At 55.9% G+C, this 16,177-nt stretch carries 14 protein-coding genes; 7 read left to right on the top strand and 7 right to left on the bottom strand.

What is annotated here, in order from left to right; all coding sequences use genetic code 11:
• Positions 1 to 54: 54 nt before the first annotated feature.
• The 6 genes from gatB to PXC00_RS10155 all read right to left on the bottom strand — a co-directional run bounded on the left by gatB (position 55) and on the right by PXC00_RS10155 (position 5,981).
• The gene (gene gatB / locus PXC00_RS10180) at positions 55 to 1,470 is read right to left on the bottom strand and encodes an Asp-tRNA(Asn)/Glu-tRNA(Gln) amidotransferase subunit GatB (RefSeq protein ID WP_275845389.1); all 1,416 of its coding nucleotides are present in this window, start codon (positions 1,468 to 1,470) and stop codon (positions 55 to 57) included.
• On the bottom strand, positions 1,467 to 1,661 hold the full coding sequence (locus tag PXC00_RS10175) for a hypothetical protein (RefSeq protein ID WP_275845387.1): 195 nt from the start codon (positions 1,659 to 1,661) through the stop codon (positions 1,467 to 1,469). Before PXC00_RS10175 ends, gatB begins: the two co-directional genes overlap by 4 nt.
• Before the next feature lie 134 nt (positions 1,662 to 1,795).
• Positions 1,796 to 2,131, bottom strand: a complete 336-nt coding sequence (locus tag PXC00_RS10170) for a YlmC/YmxH family sporulation protein (RefSeq protein WP_275845385.1) — start codon at positions 2,129 to 2,131, stop codon at positions 1,796 to 1,798.
• A gap of 53 nt (positions 2,132 to 2,184) precedes the next feature.
• Positions 2,185 to 3,009, bottom strand: coding sequence for a C39 family peptidase (locus PXC00_RS10165; protein ID WP_275845383.1), 825 nt, complete (start codon positions 3,007 to 3,009; stop codon positions 2,185 to 2,187).
• Between the two features lie 80 nt (positions 3,010 to 3,089).
• Positions 3,090 to 4,421, bottom strand: a complete 1,332-nt coding sequence (locus PXC00_RS10160) for a CCA tRNA nucleotidyltransferase (protein WP_275845382.1) — start codon at positions 4,419 to 4,421, stop codon at positions 3,090 to 3,092.
• 72 nt (positions 4,422 to 4,493) lie between these two features.
• Positions 4,494 to 5,981 carry a DUF6056 family protein gene (locus PXC00_RS10155; RefSeq protein WP_275845380.1) on the bottom strand — a complete coding sequence of 496 codons (1,488 nt, stop codon included), beginning with the start codon at positions 5,979 to 5,981 and terminating at the stop codon, positions 4,494 to 4,496.
• A gap of 125 nt (positions 5,982 to 6,106) precedes the next feature.
• Between PXC00_RS10155 and sigG the strand changes: the two genes are divergently transcribed.
• The 6 genes from sigG (at position 6,107) to PXC00_RS10125 (ending at position 13,740) form a co-directional block, all read left to right on the top strand.
• Complete coding sequence (gene sigG, locus PXC00_RS10150; RefSeq protein WP_275845378.1) at positions 6,107 to 6,877, top strand: RNA polymerase sporulation sigma factor SigG; 771 nt, start codon at positions 6,107 to 6,109, stop codon at positions 6,875 to 6,877.
• Positions 6,878 to 7,024: 147 nt separating this feature from the next.
• Complete coding sequence (locus PXC00_RS10145; protein WP_316934945.1) at positions 7,025 to 9,508, top strand: ArnT family glycosyltransferase; 2,484 nt, start codon at positions 7,025 to 7,027, stop codon at positions 9,506 to 9,508.
• A 163-nt stretch (positions 9,509 to 9,671) separates the two neighbouring features.
• Positions 9,672 to 11,270 carry a spore germination protein gene (locus PXC00_RS10140; RefSeq protein WP_275845374.1) on the top strand — a complete coding sequence of 533 codons (1,599 nt, stop codon included), beginning with the start codon at positions 9,672 to 9,674 and terminating at the stop codon, positions 11,268 to 11,270.
• Positions 11,267 to 12,415 carry a Ger(x)C family spore germination protein gene (locus PXC00_RS10135; protein WP_275845373.1) on the top strand — a complete coding sequence of 383 codons (1,149 nt, stop codon included), beginning with the start codon at positions 11,267 to 11,269 and terminating at the stop codon, positions 12,413 to 12,415. The genes PXC00_RS10140 and PXC00_RS10135 overlap by 4 nt, the downstream gene beginning before the upstream one ends.
• Positions 12,416 to 12,421: 6 nt before the next feature.
• Complete coding sequence (locus PXC00_RS10130; RefSeq protein ID WP_275845371.1) at positions 12,422 to 13,525, top strand: GerAB/ArcD/ProY family transporter; 1,104 nt, start codon at positions 12,422 to 12,424, stop codon at positions 13,523 to 13,525.
• Complete coding sequence (locus PXC00_RS10125) at positions 13,522 to 13,740, top strand: hypothetical protein (RefSeq protein WP_275845369.1); 219 nt, start codon at positions 13,522 to 13,524, stop codon at positions 13,738 to 13,740. The genes PXC00_RS10130 and PXC00_RS10125 overlap by 4 nt, the downstream gene beginning before the upstream one ends.
• Before the next feature lie 69 nt (positions 13,741 to 13,809).
• Here PXC00_RS10125 and PXC00_RS10120 read toward each other — a convergent pair whose 3' ends face one another.
• On the bottom strand, positions 13,810 to 14,583 hold the full coding sequence (locus tag PXC00_RS10120; protein WP_275845367.1) for an ECF transporter S component: 774 nt from the start codon (positions 14,581 to 14,583) through the stop codon (positions 13,810 to 13,812).
• 123 nt (positions 14,584 to 14,706) lie between these two features.
• On the opposite strand from PXC00_RS10120, the gene pdxR reads away from it, so the two are divergent.
• A complete protein-coding gene (gene pdxR / locus PXC00_RS10115) occupies positions 14,707 to 16,083 on the top strand; it encodes a MocR-like pyridoxine biosynthesis transcription factor PdxR (RefSeq protein ID WP_275845365.1) in 1,377 nt (458 codons plus the stop codon).
• The last annotated feature ends 94 nt before the right edge of the window (positions 16,084 to 16,177 follow it).

The raw sequence follows: 16,177 nt of genomic DNA, 5'->3' as shown, positions 1-16,177 counted from the left end.
GCAAAGTCTGCTTCAAAACGGCAGACCGTGCAGAGGGATTTTCTGTTGGCAGAGTTATGCCATCAGCTGTAGGAGCAGCTGCTCGGCTTTCTGGGCATCCGCGCGGCCGCGGGTAGCTTTCATGACGGCACCGACCAGTGCCTTGACGGCCTTTTCTTTGCCTGCGCGGTAGTCCTCCACGGCTTTGGGGTTCTGCGCAAGCGCATCTTTGCACAGTGCCTCCAGCTGGCTGTCGTCCATGCCGGCAAGGTCACTTTCGTTTAAGAAGGCGTCATAGGGCTTGCCGGTATCCAGCATTTTTTCCAGTGTGGATTTTACAAGATTCATACGGATTTTGCCAGCGTCCAGAAGCTTTAACAGGGCGTTCAGGTTTTCCGGAGAAACGGAAACGGTGAAACGCTCTTTGTCCGCTTCCGTTTCCATGCGGCGGAAAATTTGTCCCAGAATACAGGCGGCGGCAGACTTGCCGCTTGTCAGCCCTGCGGCGGCGCGGTCAAAGTAATCAGCAACCCTGCGGTAGCGCAGCAGCTGTCGTGCGTCCGTTTCACTGATGCCCGCTTTGACCGTCCAGCGTTTGATGCGTGCGTCCGGGTCTTCCGGCAGCTGCCCGCGCAGCTGTTCCACCCATGCGCGCGGAATGCGGATGGTGGGCAGATCCGGCTCCGGGAAGTAACGGTAGTCTTGCGCATCCTCTTTGCCGCGCATACTTTCGGTGCAGTCATCCGCTTCGTTGTAGCGGCGGGTTTCCTGTGTTACCGTATCGCCGGAATCCAGCAGGTCGCACTGGCGGTCAAACTCGTAAGCCATCGCCTTGGTGATGAAACTGATACTGTTCATATTTTTAATTTCCGTGCGGGTGCCCAGCGCCTCGGTTCCCTGCGGGCGCACGGAAACGTTGACGTCGCAGCGCATGGAGCCTTCCTCCATTTTGCAGTCGGATACACCGATGTACCGCATGAGAAACTGCAGCTTTTCGACGTATTCCTTAGCTTCTTCCGGAGAGCGAATGTCCGGTTCACTGACAATTTCAATCAGTGGAACACCGCCCCGGTTGTAATCCACATAGGTATTTCCACGGGAATGAACCAGCTTGCCCGCGTCCTCCTCAATGTGGATGCGGGTGATGCGGATTTTACGTCCGTTGGAAAGCAAAATGTACCCGCCCTTGCACAGCGGACGGTCATACTGTGAAATTTGGTAGGCTTTCGGCAGGTCGGGGTACACGTAATTTTTTCGGTCCATTTTGCTGATTTCCGCAATCTCACAATGGGTCGCAAGCCCCGCCAGAACAGCGTACTCCACCACTTTTTTGTTCAGCTTCGGCAGGCTGCCGGGCAGGCCGATGCACACCGGGCAGCAGTGGGTGTTTGGCTCGCCGCCGAACGCGGTGGTGCAGCCGCAGAAAATTTTGGTTTTGGTTGCCAGTTCCACGTGGGTTTCCAGCCCGGCGACCAGCTCATATTTGCTCATGGGTTTGTTCCCTCCAAATCCGAATGGTGCGTTTTGGGCGCCTGCGGCTGTTCCGCCTTTTTCCTTTTCAACCGCTCGCAGGCGGTCGGGCTGCCCTTTTCCTGGTGGTAAACCCGACACGCCGCACAGTCCCCATGCCGCCTGCAGCGTGTAAACCTGCAGGGGCAGGGGACTTGTTTTTGCAGAGCCATCGCGTAAATCCCACCTTTGTTTTTACTTTTAGCATACCGCAATGGGCGTTTGATGTCAATGCTTTTGGATATTAAAGCAGTGCAAAAAAAGGAAAGCGCCCCCGCCGCCGGCGGTACGCTTTCACGAAGTCTGTTTACTTTTTAGGGCCAGTTTCCCGTGCCGGCGGTGTGTGCTCCGGCGTCGGCGGCACATCTGTGGCGCGGGAAAGCCACCGGCGGTTGTCCTGTGGTATGTGCTGCGTGTCCACCAGAATGATGTCCTCCCCAATCACGCGGATGTCGGACCAGGGGATGATGCGGTCATCCTCGCGCCCGAGCAGCCCAAAAAAGCGCAGGCGGCCGTAAATCACCAGGGACAAAACCGATGCGGTAATCGTGTCGATTTCAATATCCCCGACGTTGCCAATACGGGTGCCGTCGCGGATATTGATGACCTCCTTGCGGTGCATATCGTAAACCCTGCTGTGCATACACTTCACCCCCTGCACTAGGAGTATGCGCGGCAGCGAAGAAGTATGCCGCTTTACGGCGCCTTGGAAACCACCAGACAGTGGCTGCCAAGCGCTTCGTACCGCTTTTTGACCAACTGCTTGTCCCAGCGGGTGGGGCCGCTTTCGCGGCTGGGGTCTTCCAGCCAGTAGGCGGAGTCGTCGTAGCCGACCAGCACCATGCACACCGTGTTGACGGGCCAGTCAAAGGAACTTTGATCCGGCAGGGTCCAGTGAATGGTTTCTGCGGGTGCGCACATGGAGGCAGTTGCCCAGATGAGCACCGGCTCGCCGGCTGCAATGTTCTCTTTGGAAAGCTGCTCCAGAGAAGTGCCGGTGGCGTCCTTCGCACGCAAAAGCGGTGGCAGAAACTTGGTGAAAAGCCGTACCAGCGGCGGGGCAAAGCAGCCTGCACTGCCCTTCTTTCGTGGATTGCCCGCAAAGGCATTTTCGGGGTCGGGGCCGGTCAGACCGGCACCCTGTTTCTGCAGGGGTGCGGTTTCCAAAGCGGACACCACACGGTCTAAATCTGCGGGAATGCCCCAGTAATGCAGCAGCATCAGGGTGCTGACCGCCTCGCTGCCGTTTGGCAGCAGCTTCTGTTTGCTGCAGAACGGCAGGCGCAGCTGCATGGCAACCGGCACTTTGTCCGCGCTTTTCAGTGTCGCGGTGGTCTGTGGCAGCGCACTGGCATTGACCAGCCCCAGAGAGCCGCAGGCAACGGCACCGACCAGCAGCAGACTGAGTGCTTTGACGCGGATGCGCGCGGCGCGCTCCCCTGCGGAGCAGCGGCGGCTGCGGTGAAGGATGGGCTTCGGCGGCTGCAGGTCAGCTTCGGGCAGGATTTTTGCTTCCAGCATATCTATCAACTCCTGCCTGCTATTGTAACGGCTTTGTCCGGAAAAGACCCGCACTCTCTGTCGAACTTTTCTGAAAGAATTTAAGTTTTGGAGCACTGCTGCTTCCAGTATGCCAGCAGCGCAGCTTTTTCATTGGGGCAGCGCCCGTCTATGACAGCGTCCAAAAGCGACTCCAGTGCTTTGCCAACTGCCGGCCCGTGCAGCCCCAGTGCCGTCAGGTCGCCGCCGCGGACTGCGAGCTGTTTGCGTGAGAAGCACGCCTGTCGCTGCAGCAGGCTGTGCAGCATTTGCTCCGAGCGGTCCAGTACCGGCAGCCGACTTTGCACGGCGGCAGACTGCGCCTTGGTGTCCGCACGCTGCAGATTCAGCAGAAAGAAGCAGAACTCCGGGCCGAACTGCCGCAGGCGACGGCTTAAAACGTGTTCGTCCGGCTCCAGAAACAGCATATGCCGCTGTACGCCTGCTTCCACAGTCTGGCAGAGGGCGGTGGAAAACCGCAGCCGCCGCAGCACGCGGCGTGCAAGCGGTGCACCGACTTCCGCGTGCCGGTAAAAATGATCTGTTCCGCTTTCATCCGTTGTGCGGCACAGCGGCTTGCCAATGTCGTGCAGGAGCATCGTCAGGCGTGGCAGCAGCTGCGGCGGTGCTGCCGCCACGGCACTTACGGTGTGACCCCACACATCAAAATGGTGGTAGGGGCTGTGCTGCGAGCAGCTTTCCTCTGCGGCAAGCTCCGGAATGACCGTGAAAATCACATCGCGAAAGTCCGCAAGAATCCGCGCGGCTCCCGCACCGCACAGCAGCTTCGCCAGTTCTGCGCCGACGCGCTCTGCCGCGATGTTTTGAAGCAGCGAACGCTGCCGGTGCACGGCCGCTGCCGTTTCGGATTCTATCTGAAAGTCCAGCACACTTGCGAAGCGTAACGCGCGCAGGATGCGCAGACCGTCCTCTGCAAAGCGTACCTCCGGCTCACCGACACAGCGGATTTGTTTGGCGGCAAGGTCTGCCCTGCCGCCAAACAGGTCAATCAGCTTGCCGTCGTCCCATGCCATGGCGTTAACGGTAAAGTCGCGGCGGCGCAAATCCTCTGGTAAACTGCGCGTAAAGGTGACGCGGTCGGGGCGGCGGTTGTCACTGTAGCTGCCGTCAATTCGGAAAGTCGTGACCTCTACCGGGCGGCCGCCGGACAGCACAGTGACGGTGCCGTGGCGGATGCCGGTTTCCAGACAGGGCAGATCCGCAACCGCCTGCTCAGTTTGCTGTGGCTCGCTGGCGGCGGCGATGTCCCAGTCCTGCGGTTTCTTTCCCAGCAGCGTGTCGCGCACGCAGCCGCCGACCGGACAGGCCTGCCAGCCGGCAGCGTGCAGACGCCGAAGAACCTCCTCCACATAATCCGGAATATTGTTATCCACAGCAGAACCTCCCTTTTGCCGGTTTCAGAAAAAATGCAGCCTGTCTGCACAGCGTGTAAACGGCACACTTACTCAGTTTCTGTACGTAATCTGTATTTTCCTGCTCAGCTGATAGTAACTGCGGATATCGTAGTCATAAGCCGAAATGAACGAGTGAAAATAGCAGTAATGCATATTGAATTTTTTCTGGTCAAAAACGACGACGGTGGCTTTGCCTGCTTTTGCCGCAGAAACCTGCCGCAGAATATTTTGGTAGGAAGCGTAATTTGCCGACACCGGAGCCAAGGTATTGAGCAGCGCCAGCACAGCTACAGCGGCGGTGCACAGCTGCGCCGGAAGCAGACTGCCCCACGGGACTTCCTGCATGACGCAGAGAACCAGCAGCATTGAAAGAATCACCAGCGGTAGCGCCGGACGACCCGAGCCGCCCAGAACCGTCGGAATTGCCTGCGAGCCCCATGCCGCCGCGTAAAGTACCGGCAAGTGGCACAGCCGCGGGTTTGCCTGTGCTGCCCGGAACAGAACCGCGAAGAGCCAGCCGAAAAATAGAATCCAGTAAAGCAGCAGCATCACGGTTTTGACACTGATGGGGGAAAGATTCTGCTGCAGGGTGGGCAGTGACAGAATTCGCGACAGCGGCGCCAGTACAGTGCCAAATCCCAGCACCGCGCAGGCCGCATGCGGAAAGCGCATGGCTGCAAAGCGGTGCAGCACATAAAGCCCGCACAGCCCCAGCGCTGTGGTGACCAGCCAGTAGTCCCCACTGAACGGAACGAAATAAACCGCCAGATTGTGCAGCAGCAGCTTTGCGGGGCTGCCGTGATGCCCCTGCCCGGTCAGCATCAGCCGCCGGTAAGCGCCCGGACAGGTGAAGGTAAACAGCAAGATGGCCGCGCTGACAGCGGTCAGTACTGCCAGATTGCGCGGCAGCCTGCCCCTTTTGTGCAGAAAAAATAGGCTGCCCACGCAAAATACGAAAATGGCGACGGCGCTCTGTTCGTGCATCAGTCCCGCCAAAACAAAAAACACGGGGCACGCCCAGCGCAGATGGTGCACCGGCGGGTGGCTGCACAGTGCGTTCCAAAACGGCAGCAGGCCAATCAACAGGAACAGCAGCGGGTACAGGTAGTTGCACGAACCGTCCATCCACAGAAAGGTGTCTGCAAACAGGTGGTTTCCCAGCGGAATCAGCCCCGGAAAGAACGCGCAGACACACGCCAGCGCAAAGTCCTGCCGGGACCGACCTTCGCGCGGCGCCAGGCGTCCGGTTGTCCAGTAAAACAGCAGCAGCGCAATGCCCTGTGTAACAAGCGGTGTCAGCACTTTCCAGACGGATAAATCGGAAAGCAGCAGCAGCTGTGCAAAGAAATTGGCCATGCGGGAGCCTGCCACGCTGTAATAGTACAGATAATAGTGCCAGATGTTTGGAAGCGTACGTCCGCGGGCAACAAAGGTAAAGTCATCCCCCTGCGGAAAAGAATAAGAATAAAGCAGCAGAAACAGAAACAGCGCTGCTACAAACGGCAGATAAAACAAATACCTTTTTTTCTTTTGCAGCATATGAAAGGCTCCAATCCCATGTTTTCATTGTCTCAGTATAGCACAACCACATTCTGGAAGCAACAGTCTGCCACTGTATACCGCCGCCTGCCCTCGGCAATACTGGAACTGGAAGGGGCGGTACAATGCAGAATAATAAGGTGGAAATTTGCGGGGTAAACACCTCCAAGCTAAAAGTACTGACCGAAAAGGAGAAAATGGAGCTGCTCCATAAAATGAAAAACGGAGACAAAACGGCGCGGGATGAGCTGATTCGCGGCAACCTGCGTCTGGTGCTCAGTGTGATTCAGCGGTTTACCAACCGTGGGGAAAACCTTGACGATTTGTTTCAGGTGGGGTGTATCGGCCTGATGAAAGCCATCGACCACTTCGACGTGGGGCAGGGTGTCAAGTTCAGTACGTATGGGGTTCCTATGATTATTGGGGAAATCCGGCGCTATTTGCGGGATAATAACTCCATAAGAGTATCTCGTTCCCTGCGTGACACGGCATATAAAGCCATGAAAGCCAAGGAAGCATTTATCGGCGAGCATGACCGCGAACCCAGCATGGACGAACTGGCAAAGATTCTGGAGCTTGACCGCGCCGATGTGGTCATGGCACTGGAGTCGATTGTAGATCCGGTTTCACTTTATGAGCCGGTTTTTTCGGACGGCGGGGATACCATTTATGTGATGGATCAAGTCGGTGACAACAACGATGACAACAACTGGCTGGATGAAATTATTCTCAAGCAGGCAATCCGAGACCTTTCGGATCGGGAAAAGCACATTTTGTCCCTGCGCTTCTTTCAGGGCAAAACACAGATGGAGGTCGCCGGAGAAATTGGCATCAGTCAGGCGCAGGTTTCCCGGTTGGAAAAAGCTGCCCTGCAGAAGATTAAAAAGGATTTGTGAAGCGGAATTTTAGCAGAATCTTCGCTTCCTGTTCAGCAAACGGTCACTTCCTGCTCTTACCATAAGAATCGAAAGCCGCACCGCAGACTGCCCGCTTTTGTATGCGTGCTTGCAAAAATCGAAATGGAAACGGCAGCAGGAGGGATCATGATGGTTAAACAACTTTTACAGAAAAGGGAAAAACCGCGAAGACCGGAACGCTCGTTTTGGGTTCTGCTGGGCATTCTGGCCTTCTCATTTTTTCTGAACTTTTGGAATATCGGACAAAACGGAACCGGAAACGAGTACTATGCCGCCTGTGTCAAAAGCATGACGCAGAGCTGGCATAATTTTTTCTTTGTCAGCTTTGACCCTGCGGGGATGGTTAGCGTGGACAAACCGCCGCTGGGACTTTGGATGCAGGCGATCTCCTGCAAAATTTTTGGGTACAGCGGCTGGGCGATGCTGCTGCCGCAGGCGGTTGCAGGCACGCTTTCGTGCCTGCTGATTTACCTGCTGACACAGAAATATTTCGGCAAGCCCGCCGGGCTTGCCGCCGCTTTTCTTTTTGCGCTGACACCGGCGGTTGTGCTGGTTTCGCGTAACAGCACCATGGATATGCAGCTGATTTTCTGGCTGCTGCTGGCGGTTTGGTTCCTGATGAAGTCCATTGATACGGGCAAGTGGCGGTGGCTTTTGCTGTGCGGAGCTTTGATTGGCGTTGGGTTTAACGTCAAAATGCTGCAGGCCTATTTGATTGTGCCGGCGGTTGTTGTGACTTACCTGATTTTTGCAAAGGGAAAGGTCTGGAAGCGCTTTGCTGCCGGTGCGCTGGCGGCAGTGCTGATGCTCGGTATTTCCTTTGCCTGGATTGCGGCGGTAGACCTGACCCCTGCGTCACAGCGCCCGTATGTGGACAGCACCAGCAACAACTCTGCGCTGGAGCTGGTTTTTGGTCACAATGGAGTGGAACGCCTGACCGGCGAAAGCGGAAACTTTGGCGGCGGCAAAGGCTCCGGAAAAATGCCCGGCAATTTGCCGACGCAGCAAAGCGGGCAGACACAGTCCGGAACCAATGCAGCTGCCGCGGGCACGAAGCAGGCTGCGGCAAATGCGAAAGCAACGTCTTCCGGAACCTCTTCCCAGTCTGCTTCTGCTTCGGGCAGCAAGCAGAACACGGATGGTCGCGGCGGGCAGAATATGCCGGGCGGCGGCGAAATGTCCAAGAGCGGCTTTGGCGGAACGCCGGGCGGCGGTGGCATGGGCGGAAATTCCATCGGCACGGCGTCGCCGCTGCGTCTTTGGAACGATTCCCTGTACGGACAGGCGTGCTGGCTGCTGCTCTTTGCAATTGCTGCCTGTGTGCTCGGTTTGCGCAGAAAGCAGATTCGGGAGAAAGACCCGGCGCAGCGCAGCCTGGTATTTTGGGGAATGTGGCTGCTGATTGCCGGCGGATTCTTCAGCTTTGCGGGCTTCTTCCATGCGTACTATTTGTGCATGCTTGCGCCGCCGATTGCCGTTTTGTCCGGCATTGGTCTGGTGCAGCTGTACCGCTTCTTTCAAACATTCCGAAAAGCGGAACATCCGCTGCTTCCTGCGGCGGATGCGGCGGCAGAGTCTGCCGAAGCAGTTCCGCAGCAGCCTGAAGTGGCAAAGCGGACGCGGCTGTCGCTGGATGCTCTGCGCCCGTGGCTGCTGGGCGCGGCACTTCTGGCAAATATTCTGATTTCGTTTGTTTATGTTTTGGGGTATTCTTCTGTATCCAGCTGGCTGGCACCGCTGATTCTGGTGCCCTGTGCGGCGGGTCTTGCGCTGCTTACCGCGTATCTGCGCTCCGCAAAGCAGGTCCTGCTGAAAGTTTCCGCGGTGTTTCTGGCAGTTTCTCTGCTGGCCGGTTCCACTTACTGGGCATGGACTCCGGTGCAGTCAGCACCGAATGCAACGATTCCCACTGCCGGGCCGACCTCTACGCGGCAGAACGGCATGGGCGGTCAAATGCCGACCGGGCAGATGCCGAACTTCAACCAGCAGGGTGGCACGAGCAGCGGCACGTCTTCCGGCAGCACGAACAACGGAAACGGGCAGATGCCGAACTTTAATCAGCAGGGTGGCACGAGCAGCGGCACGTCTTCCGGCAGCACGAACAACGGAAACGGGCAGATGCCGAACTTTAACCAGCAGGGGGGCACGAGCAGCGGCACGTCTTCCGGCAGCACGAACAACGGAAACGGGCAGATGCCGAACTTCAACCAACAGGGCGGTGCCGGTGGCGGAAAAACCAAAGACACTGGTCTGGAAACCTACCTGAAGGCACATTACAAGAAAGGCAGCTTCCTGCTGACCGCGTGCAATTCCAGCAGTGTTGCGCAGTTGATTATTGATACCGGTCTGCCGTGCTATGCTTACGGCGGCTTCCTGGGCAGTGACAACTCCCTGACGGTCAGCCGGCTCAAAGAACTGGTTGCAGAGGGTAAAATCACTTACTTCCTCGTTTCGGAGCAAGGCGGCCCCAATTCCAGCAGCAGTGATTTAATCACCTATGTGGAACAGCACGCAACTAAGGTCGATTCCAGTGCTTACAGCAACTCCGGCAACTCCGGCAGCAGCTTTGGCGGACGTACAGGTGGTACGCTGTATTTGTTCTCCAACTAAATTCAAATTGCCGCCATGGCGGCTGGGAAAAAAGGTTCGCAGGCAAAAGCTTGCGGGCCTTTTTTTGACAGCTTTTGTCTTTAGCAATATTTTTACAGGTATTTTCTGCTGATGCTTTGAAAAAATAAGAGCAACTTTGCTACAGAAAAAGGTCGTGAATTGAATGCTGATACAACTTCTTAAAAAGTGGGTGAATTTTCGAAAACAGCAAAATGGTGCGCAGCAGGAGGAAGAGGTGCCCGGTGCAAACCTGCCGAAAAACATCAGCAGGTCGCTGCGCAAAAACATGGAGATGGCACGCACAACGCTTGGCGACAGCAACGATGTGAAAATCCGGCAGTTTGCTATCAGTTCGGACAATCCTGTAGATGCGGCTTTGGTGTTCATTGACGGACTCATCAGCAATGATATTATCACGGAATGTATCATGAAGCCACTGCTGCTGTACGGTGCGCAGACCAAAGGGAACCTGATTGAGGAAATCAAAAAGCGTATCCTCTGTGCGGGGGATGTGACCGAAAGCGCTGAAACTGAAAAGCTGCTGCAAAGCTGCCTGTCCGGTGACACCATCCTGCTGGTGGACGGCTGCAGCCGCGGGCTGATTATCAGCAGCAAGGGCTGGGACAAGCGCAGCGTGACGGAGCCGCAGACCGAGGCGGTTTCTCGCGGCCCGCGAGAGGGCTTTACAGAAAACTTCCGCACCAACACCTCGCTGCTGCGCAGAAAGATACGGAACCCTGCCTTGCGAATGGACAGCTTTACCATTGGCGAAAAGACAGGCACCCTGGTTTGTGTGGCGTATATCAAAGGTGTTGCGGAGCCTTCGCTGATTGCGGAGATTAAGCGCAGGCTTTCGGAAATCAATGTGGACGGCATTTTGGAGTCCGGCTACATTGAGCAGTATATCGAGGACCATCCGTTCAGCGTGTTCCAAACCATCGGGAAAAGCGAAAAGCCGGATGTGGTTGCGGCAAAGCTGCTGGAAGGCCGCGCTGCGATTATCGTGGACGGCACGCCCTTTGTGCTGACTGCGCCAATGCTGTTTACCGAAAGTTTTCAGATGGCAGAGGATTACTATGTGCGCACGGTTTATGCCAGTACTGTCCGTCTGCTGCGGTTCTGTTCCTTCCTGCTGGCGGTTTTTGCGCCTGCCTTTTTTATTGCCATTACCACCTTTCACCAGGAGCTGCTGCCCACCACCCTGATGTTCACCATTTCCGCAGCGCGAGAGGGCACACCGTTTCCCACGGTGGTCGAGGCGATTCTGCTGCTGTTTGCATTTGAAGTCCTGCGGGAGGCCGGACTCCGGCTGCCGCGGCCTGTTGGGCAGGCGGTCAGCATTGTGGGGGCACTGGTGATGGGGGATGCGGCGGTTTCGGCGGGTTTGGTCGGTGCGCCGATGGTGGTGACCATAGCCATTACGGCAATGGCGGAATTTGTCACACCGGATTATCAGGAGGCGATTACGCTTCTGCGGTTTGTTTTTATTATTCTTTCCGCGGTATTGGGCGGCTATGGAATCCTGCTGGGCATTCTGGTGATTCTGGTGAACCTCGCTTCCATGGATTCCTTTGGTGTGCCGTATTTTTCAGGTGTGGCGCCAGCGCGCAGCCAGAACATGAAAGACACCTTCATTCGCGCGCCACTGTGGATGATGAACAGGCGCCCCATGGAATTTGCGCGTCGGGATGTTACGCGGCAGCGCAGCGGCAGACCACCGGATGATATTGGAAATGCCGGGCAGAAAGGGGACAAACCATGAAACATCGGCGCGGTATGGCCGCAGTGGCGGGGGCGCTTCTCATCAGTATGCTGTTTACCGGCTGCTGGAATGGTGATGAACTGACGGAAATCATTCCGGTCATTGGCGTGGGGCTTGACAGTGCCGGCAACGGTTTGACTAAAATGACCATTCAGGTTGGTGAAGCGGGCGAATCCGCTTCTAAAGAGGATAAAGACAAAAGCGATTCCCGCTTTGCCGTCTATGAAAACACCGGAAAAAACATTTTTTCCATGGAGCGTGATATTACCCACGAAAGCAGCCACAAGCTTTTTTGGGGGCACAACCAGTGCATCATTCTGGGGAAAAAACAGGCACAGCAGGGCGTAAAGGCACAGCTGGACTTCTTTATGCGTGACCATCAGCCGCGTTTGGATGTTTGGATGCTGGTAGCGGAAGGCACAGCCAATGAAATTTTGAAAACAAAACTGGAAATGTCGCCGCTGCCCGGCATTGACATTACCCAGCTGCTGAAAAATCAGGGATCCAACTCCGAGTCGGTTCATACAGACTTGCTGGAGTTTGCAACCAAAATGCAGAGCGAAACTACCTGCCCGGTGGCAAGCATCATCCGTGTGGACAACAGCGGAGAAAAGCCCCGGCTGGACATTTCCGGTCTGGCCATTTTTAAAAAAGACAAGCTGGTTGCAGAACTGGGTCAGCGGGAGACACGCGGGTTTCTGTGGGCGGTAAATCGTGTGCAGAGTGGTACTGTGAATGTACGCACCGCCAAAGGTACGGCTGCTTTGGAAATTCGAGAGAGCTGCGGCAGCTTAAAGCCGCATATTGAAGAGGACGGCTCGGTTTCTCTGACCATTTCCATCAGTGCGGAGCTTGGCATCCGGGAGATGGCGGGCTTTGAGCAGGAACTGCCGCTTTTGGCAACCACACAGATTCAGGAAGCGGCGGTGCAGGAGATTCGGGATTGCGTGCTCTCTGCTTTTCAGAAAACACAGCAGTACAAAACGGATATTTATGGCATCGGCAGGCTGCTGGACGAGCGGCAGCCGCGTGAGTGGAAAAGCATCAAAAAGAATTGGGAAGCGCTTTATCCCCGCATGAAGCCAAAGGTGGAGATCAACGTCAATGTACAGGACAGAGGAGCAATTATCAAGTTGAAAGGCTGAGCAGAGATGATAAAAAAGGAAACAGTCAGTGGCTCGCAGCTGGTTTTTACGGTGGTTTGCTATATTGAGTCGTTCTCCCTAATTACCGGCTTTTCTTTCAGCGTTGCGGGCAGAGATACGTGGTTTGCCGTTATTACCGGGGCTGCTGTGGCGGCCTTGATTTTCTGGATGCAGTTGTGGGTTGCCAAACAGTTTCCCGGAAAGGACCTCATGGCAATCAACAACTGCCTGTTCGGCAAAGTTTGGGGGCGTGTGTTTTCCATCCTGTACCTTTTTTACTTTTTAACGCTTTCTTCACTGAATTTGCGTGACATGAGCGACTTTGTCCGCTCCAGCATTCTGCCGGACACACCGGGTGTGATTGCCATGCTGACTTTCATTGCGGTTTGTGCGTGGGCAGTCACCAAGGGGATGCGGGTCGTTTTGCGATACAGCACTGCTTTTTCAATTCTCACCTTCTGCGCGCTGGCGTTGACATCGATTTTTATCTGGGGACGTATGGACTGGCACAACTTTCTGCCGGTTTTAGACACGCCGCCAATCAAGCTGGTGCAGGACACCCATCTGATGTCGGTGATTCCATTTGGTACCATTGTGTACCAGATGATTTACTGTTCCGCAGAAGAGCCGAAGCACGCCGAAAAAAGGCTGATGAAAGGCTTTCTGCTGGGCGGTGTGTTTCTGCTTATGGTGATTTTGCGGGACACAGCGGTTTTTGGAGACATGGTCAGCGTGCTGACCATTCCGTCCTATGCAACACTGCGGCTGGCGGGCTTTACCGAAGCGTTTCAGGGGATTGACGTGGTGTATGCAACGCTGCTGACGCTGTTGGAGTTTTTTAAGATTTCCTTTCTGTATTATGTGGTTGCGGTCGGCACAGCGGAGGTGCTGGGGCTGGAATCCTACAAACCGCTGGTTTACACATTCGGCGTGCTGATTGTTCTGTATGCACGTATTTTGTATCCCTCCATGACCGCGCACAATCTTTCCGCACAGACTACCGTACCGTTTATATGGACGTTTTTTGAGCTGGTGCTGCCTTTCATTTCTCTGCTGCGGCTGCTGGCAATGCGGAGAAAAGAAAAGAAGAAAGGGGAAAGTGCGGCATGAACGTATTTACCGTGATGCTGTTTCTCATTGTTTTTTTAGCCACTCTGCCACATCTGCGCTGCCTGCGATCCAAAAAGGACAAATGGGTGTTCGCCATTTTTTTCGCGGCAACTTTTGTGCTTTGTATGCTGCGGGTGGATACGGTGCCTTTGCCAAGCCCCATCATGGCGATTGACTCCCTGCTGCGTGCCGCCGGCATTTATTACAGACCATGACGGGCGGGCACACAAAAAAAGCCGGTACAGCTGTTTGAAAGGCTGTACCGGCTTTCATTTGTTTCATTTTTAACCGACAAAGGCCAGATGGCTGCGTTTGAGCGCCGCATGAATGGCATAGAACAATGGAATGGCAACCACGTCTGCGAGTACGCCGTTCACCAGGGTGACAGCCAGCTTGGTTTCCATGATGGTGCGCAACGCATTGGCGGTGTTGCCCAGCAAGGTCGCCTCGATGACGCCGTGCGTCAGGTACAGAACACTGTAGCACAGCGAGCCGATGACCGCCGCAGCAATGACGCGCGGCAGCTGCTTTTTCTGCGAGCTGCCGTTCAGGGCTTTGCCGTGAACGCCCCACGCAATCAGGCCGCAGATAAACGCCATTACAAATTTGGTGACGAAAGTCAGCACACAGGTGTCGGCCCAGCCTTTGAGTATGTCAAACAAAAAGCCGCCCAGACCGGCAGCCAGACCGCCGTAAATCGGGCCGAGAATCAGACCGGCAAAAATGCAGAAAATATTGCCGAAGCTGAACATCGCCTTGCCGGCAATCGGAAGCGGTACGCTGAGGTAAAAGCTTACCAGTACCAGCGCCGCAAGCATTCCGGTAAAGGCAAGGTTAACGTTGTTGGATTTTCCTGTTACGTTGTAATTTGTCTTTTTCAGCACAAAATACAGGCACACCAGCAGCACCGCGCCGATAATCCCCGCAAAGCCGAACGCACTGGCGCCCTTTAGGGACGGCAGATTGAAAAAGACGACGGCCAGCACCGCACAGACCGCCGCAAGCGTCCAGTAAAGAACCGTGCGCAGGGTGCTGCCTTTTTGTTCGTTATGTTCCATCAAATATCCCTCCAGTTTTGACTCTACGCAAAGAATCTGTTATCATCATAAAAGGAATCTGTACATTTTAAAAGTGACAGTTTATAAAAATATTTCATGTACAGTATGCGCGGAGGAATCCCAATGACTTATGATTATATCCAACTGGAAAAAGACAGCGGTCAGCCGCTGTACCTGCAGCTGTACGAGCAGATTCGCACAGCCGCACAGAAAGGCAGTCTGCGCCCGGGGCAGAAGCTGCCGAGTATTCGCCGCCTGAGCGAAGACCTCGGCCTTTCACGCACCACCATCGAAAGCGCGTACCAGCAGCTTTGTGTGGAGGGATACATTGAGGCGCGGCCGCAGCGCGGATATTTCGTGCTGACCGGCGGCGGAGCGCGCGGGGTGCGTCCCGCTGCGGTGCAGCAGGTGCCGCAGGTACCGCCGCGGTACAATTTTGGTACGGACGCGGTGGACAGCAGCGTGGCGGATTTGAAAATCTGGCGGCGGCACATCCGTGAAATTTTAAACCGACCGGAAGCATTGGTGCGCTACGGCGAGCACCAGGGGGAGCAGCCCCTGCGGGAGGTGCTGCGTGATTACAGTTACGGTGCGCGGGGCGTGGTTTGTTCGGCGGAGCAGGTGGTTATCGGCGCCGGCACGCAGCCGTTGCTGTACATCCTGTGCGGCCTGTTGCAGGGGCAGATTGGTGCCATCGCTCTGGAGGAGCCGGGCTTTGCGCAGGCGGAGCAGGTCTTTTCCGATTGCGGTATGGAGGTGCTGCACTTGCCCGGTGACAAAAGCGGGATTCAGCCAGAGGCGCTGCGGCGCAGTGGCGCGCGGGTTGCATATGTAACACCGTCCAGCAGGCAGAGCAGCGGCAGTCCTATCCCGCTGCTGCGGCGGCAGGAGCTGCTGCAGTGGGCAGCGCAGACCGGCGGTCTGCTGATTGAGGACGATTATAACGGAGAACTTCGCTACCGCGCCAGACCGGTGCCGGCCATGCAGGGCATGGCGGCAGACGGGCGCGTGGTGTACATTGGTTCTTTTTCCAAGCTGCTGCTGCCGAGCGTGCGTGTGGGGTACATGGTACTGCCCATGCGGCTTTTGCCGCTGTACCTGGCACGCGCGCCGCGTTACAACCAGACTGCGTCTAAGGTAGAGCAGCTTGCCCTGGCGGATTATGTGAAAAGCGGTCAGCTGGAGCGGCAGCTGCGCCGCCTGCGCAAGGTGTATGCGCAGAAAAGTGCCCTGCTGCTGCACTGCCTGCAGGAAGCGTTTGGTGGCTGTGCAGAGCTGAACCTCAAGGAAACCCCGCTTTGCGTGACGCTGCACTTTGCAAACGCGCCCTCGCCCGCGCGCCTGGCGGAAATTGCCGCAGCAGGCGGCGTGCGGGTGCGCCCCGGGCCGGAAGAACAGGTTACGCTCGGCTTCGCGGGGATTCCGCTGGAGCAGATTGCGCCGGGAGTGCGCGCTCTGCAGAAGGCATGGGATTTCCCTAAATCCTGCATTTTGTGTTGAAACGTCATGCATTTAATGGTATACTTTAATTCTGTAAAGTATTCCTTTTGTGCATTTCTGAAATCGGCGGCGCAGAAAGAATTTCTTTACAGTT

The organism is Caproicibacterium argilliputei (assembly GCF_029211325.2).
Lineage (GTDB): Bacteria > Bacillota > Clostridia > Oscillospirales > Acutalibacteraceae > Caproicibacterium > Caproicibacterium argilliputei.
The sequence above is the reverse complement of the archived record's forward strand: the minus strand, read 5'-3'. Positions and strand labels throughout refer to the sequence as shown.

What these genes read in the sequence shown, in the direction of transcription:
- gatB (WP_275845389.1), bottom strand. Translation starts at nt 1,470, where the DNA reads ATGAGCAAATATGAGCTGGTCGCCGGGCTGGAAACCCACGTGGAACTG.
- PXC00_RS10175 (WP_275845387.1), bottom strand. Translation starts at nt 1,661, where the DNA reads ATGGCTCTGCAAAAACAAGTCCCCTGCCCCTGCAGGTTTACACGCTGC.
- PXC00_RS10170 (WP_275845385.1), bottom strand. Translation starts at nt 2,131, where the DNA reads ATGCACAGCAGGGTTTACGATATGCACCGCAAGGAGGTCATCAATATC.
- PXC00_RS10165 (WP_275845383.1), bottom strand. Translation starts at nt 3,009, where the DNA reads ATGCTGGAAGCAAAAATCCTGCCCGAAGCTGACCTGCAGCCGCCGAAG.
- PXC00_RS10155 (WP_275845380.1), bottom strand. Translation starts at nt 5,981, where the DNA reads ATGCTGCAAAAGAAAAAAAGGTATTTGTTTTATCTGCCGTTTGTAGCA.
- sigG (WP_275845378.1), top strand. Translation starts at nt 6,107, where the DNA reads ATGCAGAATAATAAGGTGGAAATTTGCGGGGTAAACACCTCCAAGCTA.
- PXC00_RS10145 (WP_316934945.1), top strand. Translation starts at nt 7,025, where the DNA reads ATGATGGTTAAACAACTTTTACAGAAAAGGGAAAAACCGCGAAGACCG.
- PXC00_RS10140 (WP_275845374.1), top strand. Translation starts at nt 9,672, where the DNA reads ATGCTGATACAACTTCTTAAAAAGTGGGTGAATTTTCGAAAACAGCAA.
- PXC00_RS10135 (WP_275845373.1), top strand. Translation starts at nt 11,267, where the DNA reads ATGAAACATCGGCGCGGTATGGCCGCAGTGGCGGGGGCGCTTCTCATC.
- PXC00_RS10130 (WP_275845371.1), top strand. Translation starts at nt 12,422, where the DNA reads ATGATAAAAAAGGAAACAGTCAGTGGCTCGCAGCTGGTTTTTACGGTG.
- PXC00_RS10125 (WP_275845369.1), top strand. Translation starts at nt 13,522, where the DNA reads ATGAACGTATTTACCGTGATGCTGTTTCTCATTGTTTTTTTAGCCACT.
- PXC00_RS10120 (WP_275845367.1), bottom strand. Translation starts at nt 14,583, where the DNA reads ATGGAACATAACGAACAAAAAGGCAGCACCCTGCGCACGGTTCTTTAC.
- pdxR (WP_275845365.1), top strand. Translation starts at nt 14,707, where the DNA reads ATGACTTATGATTATATCCAACTGGAAAAAGACAGCGGTCAGCCGCTG.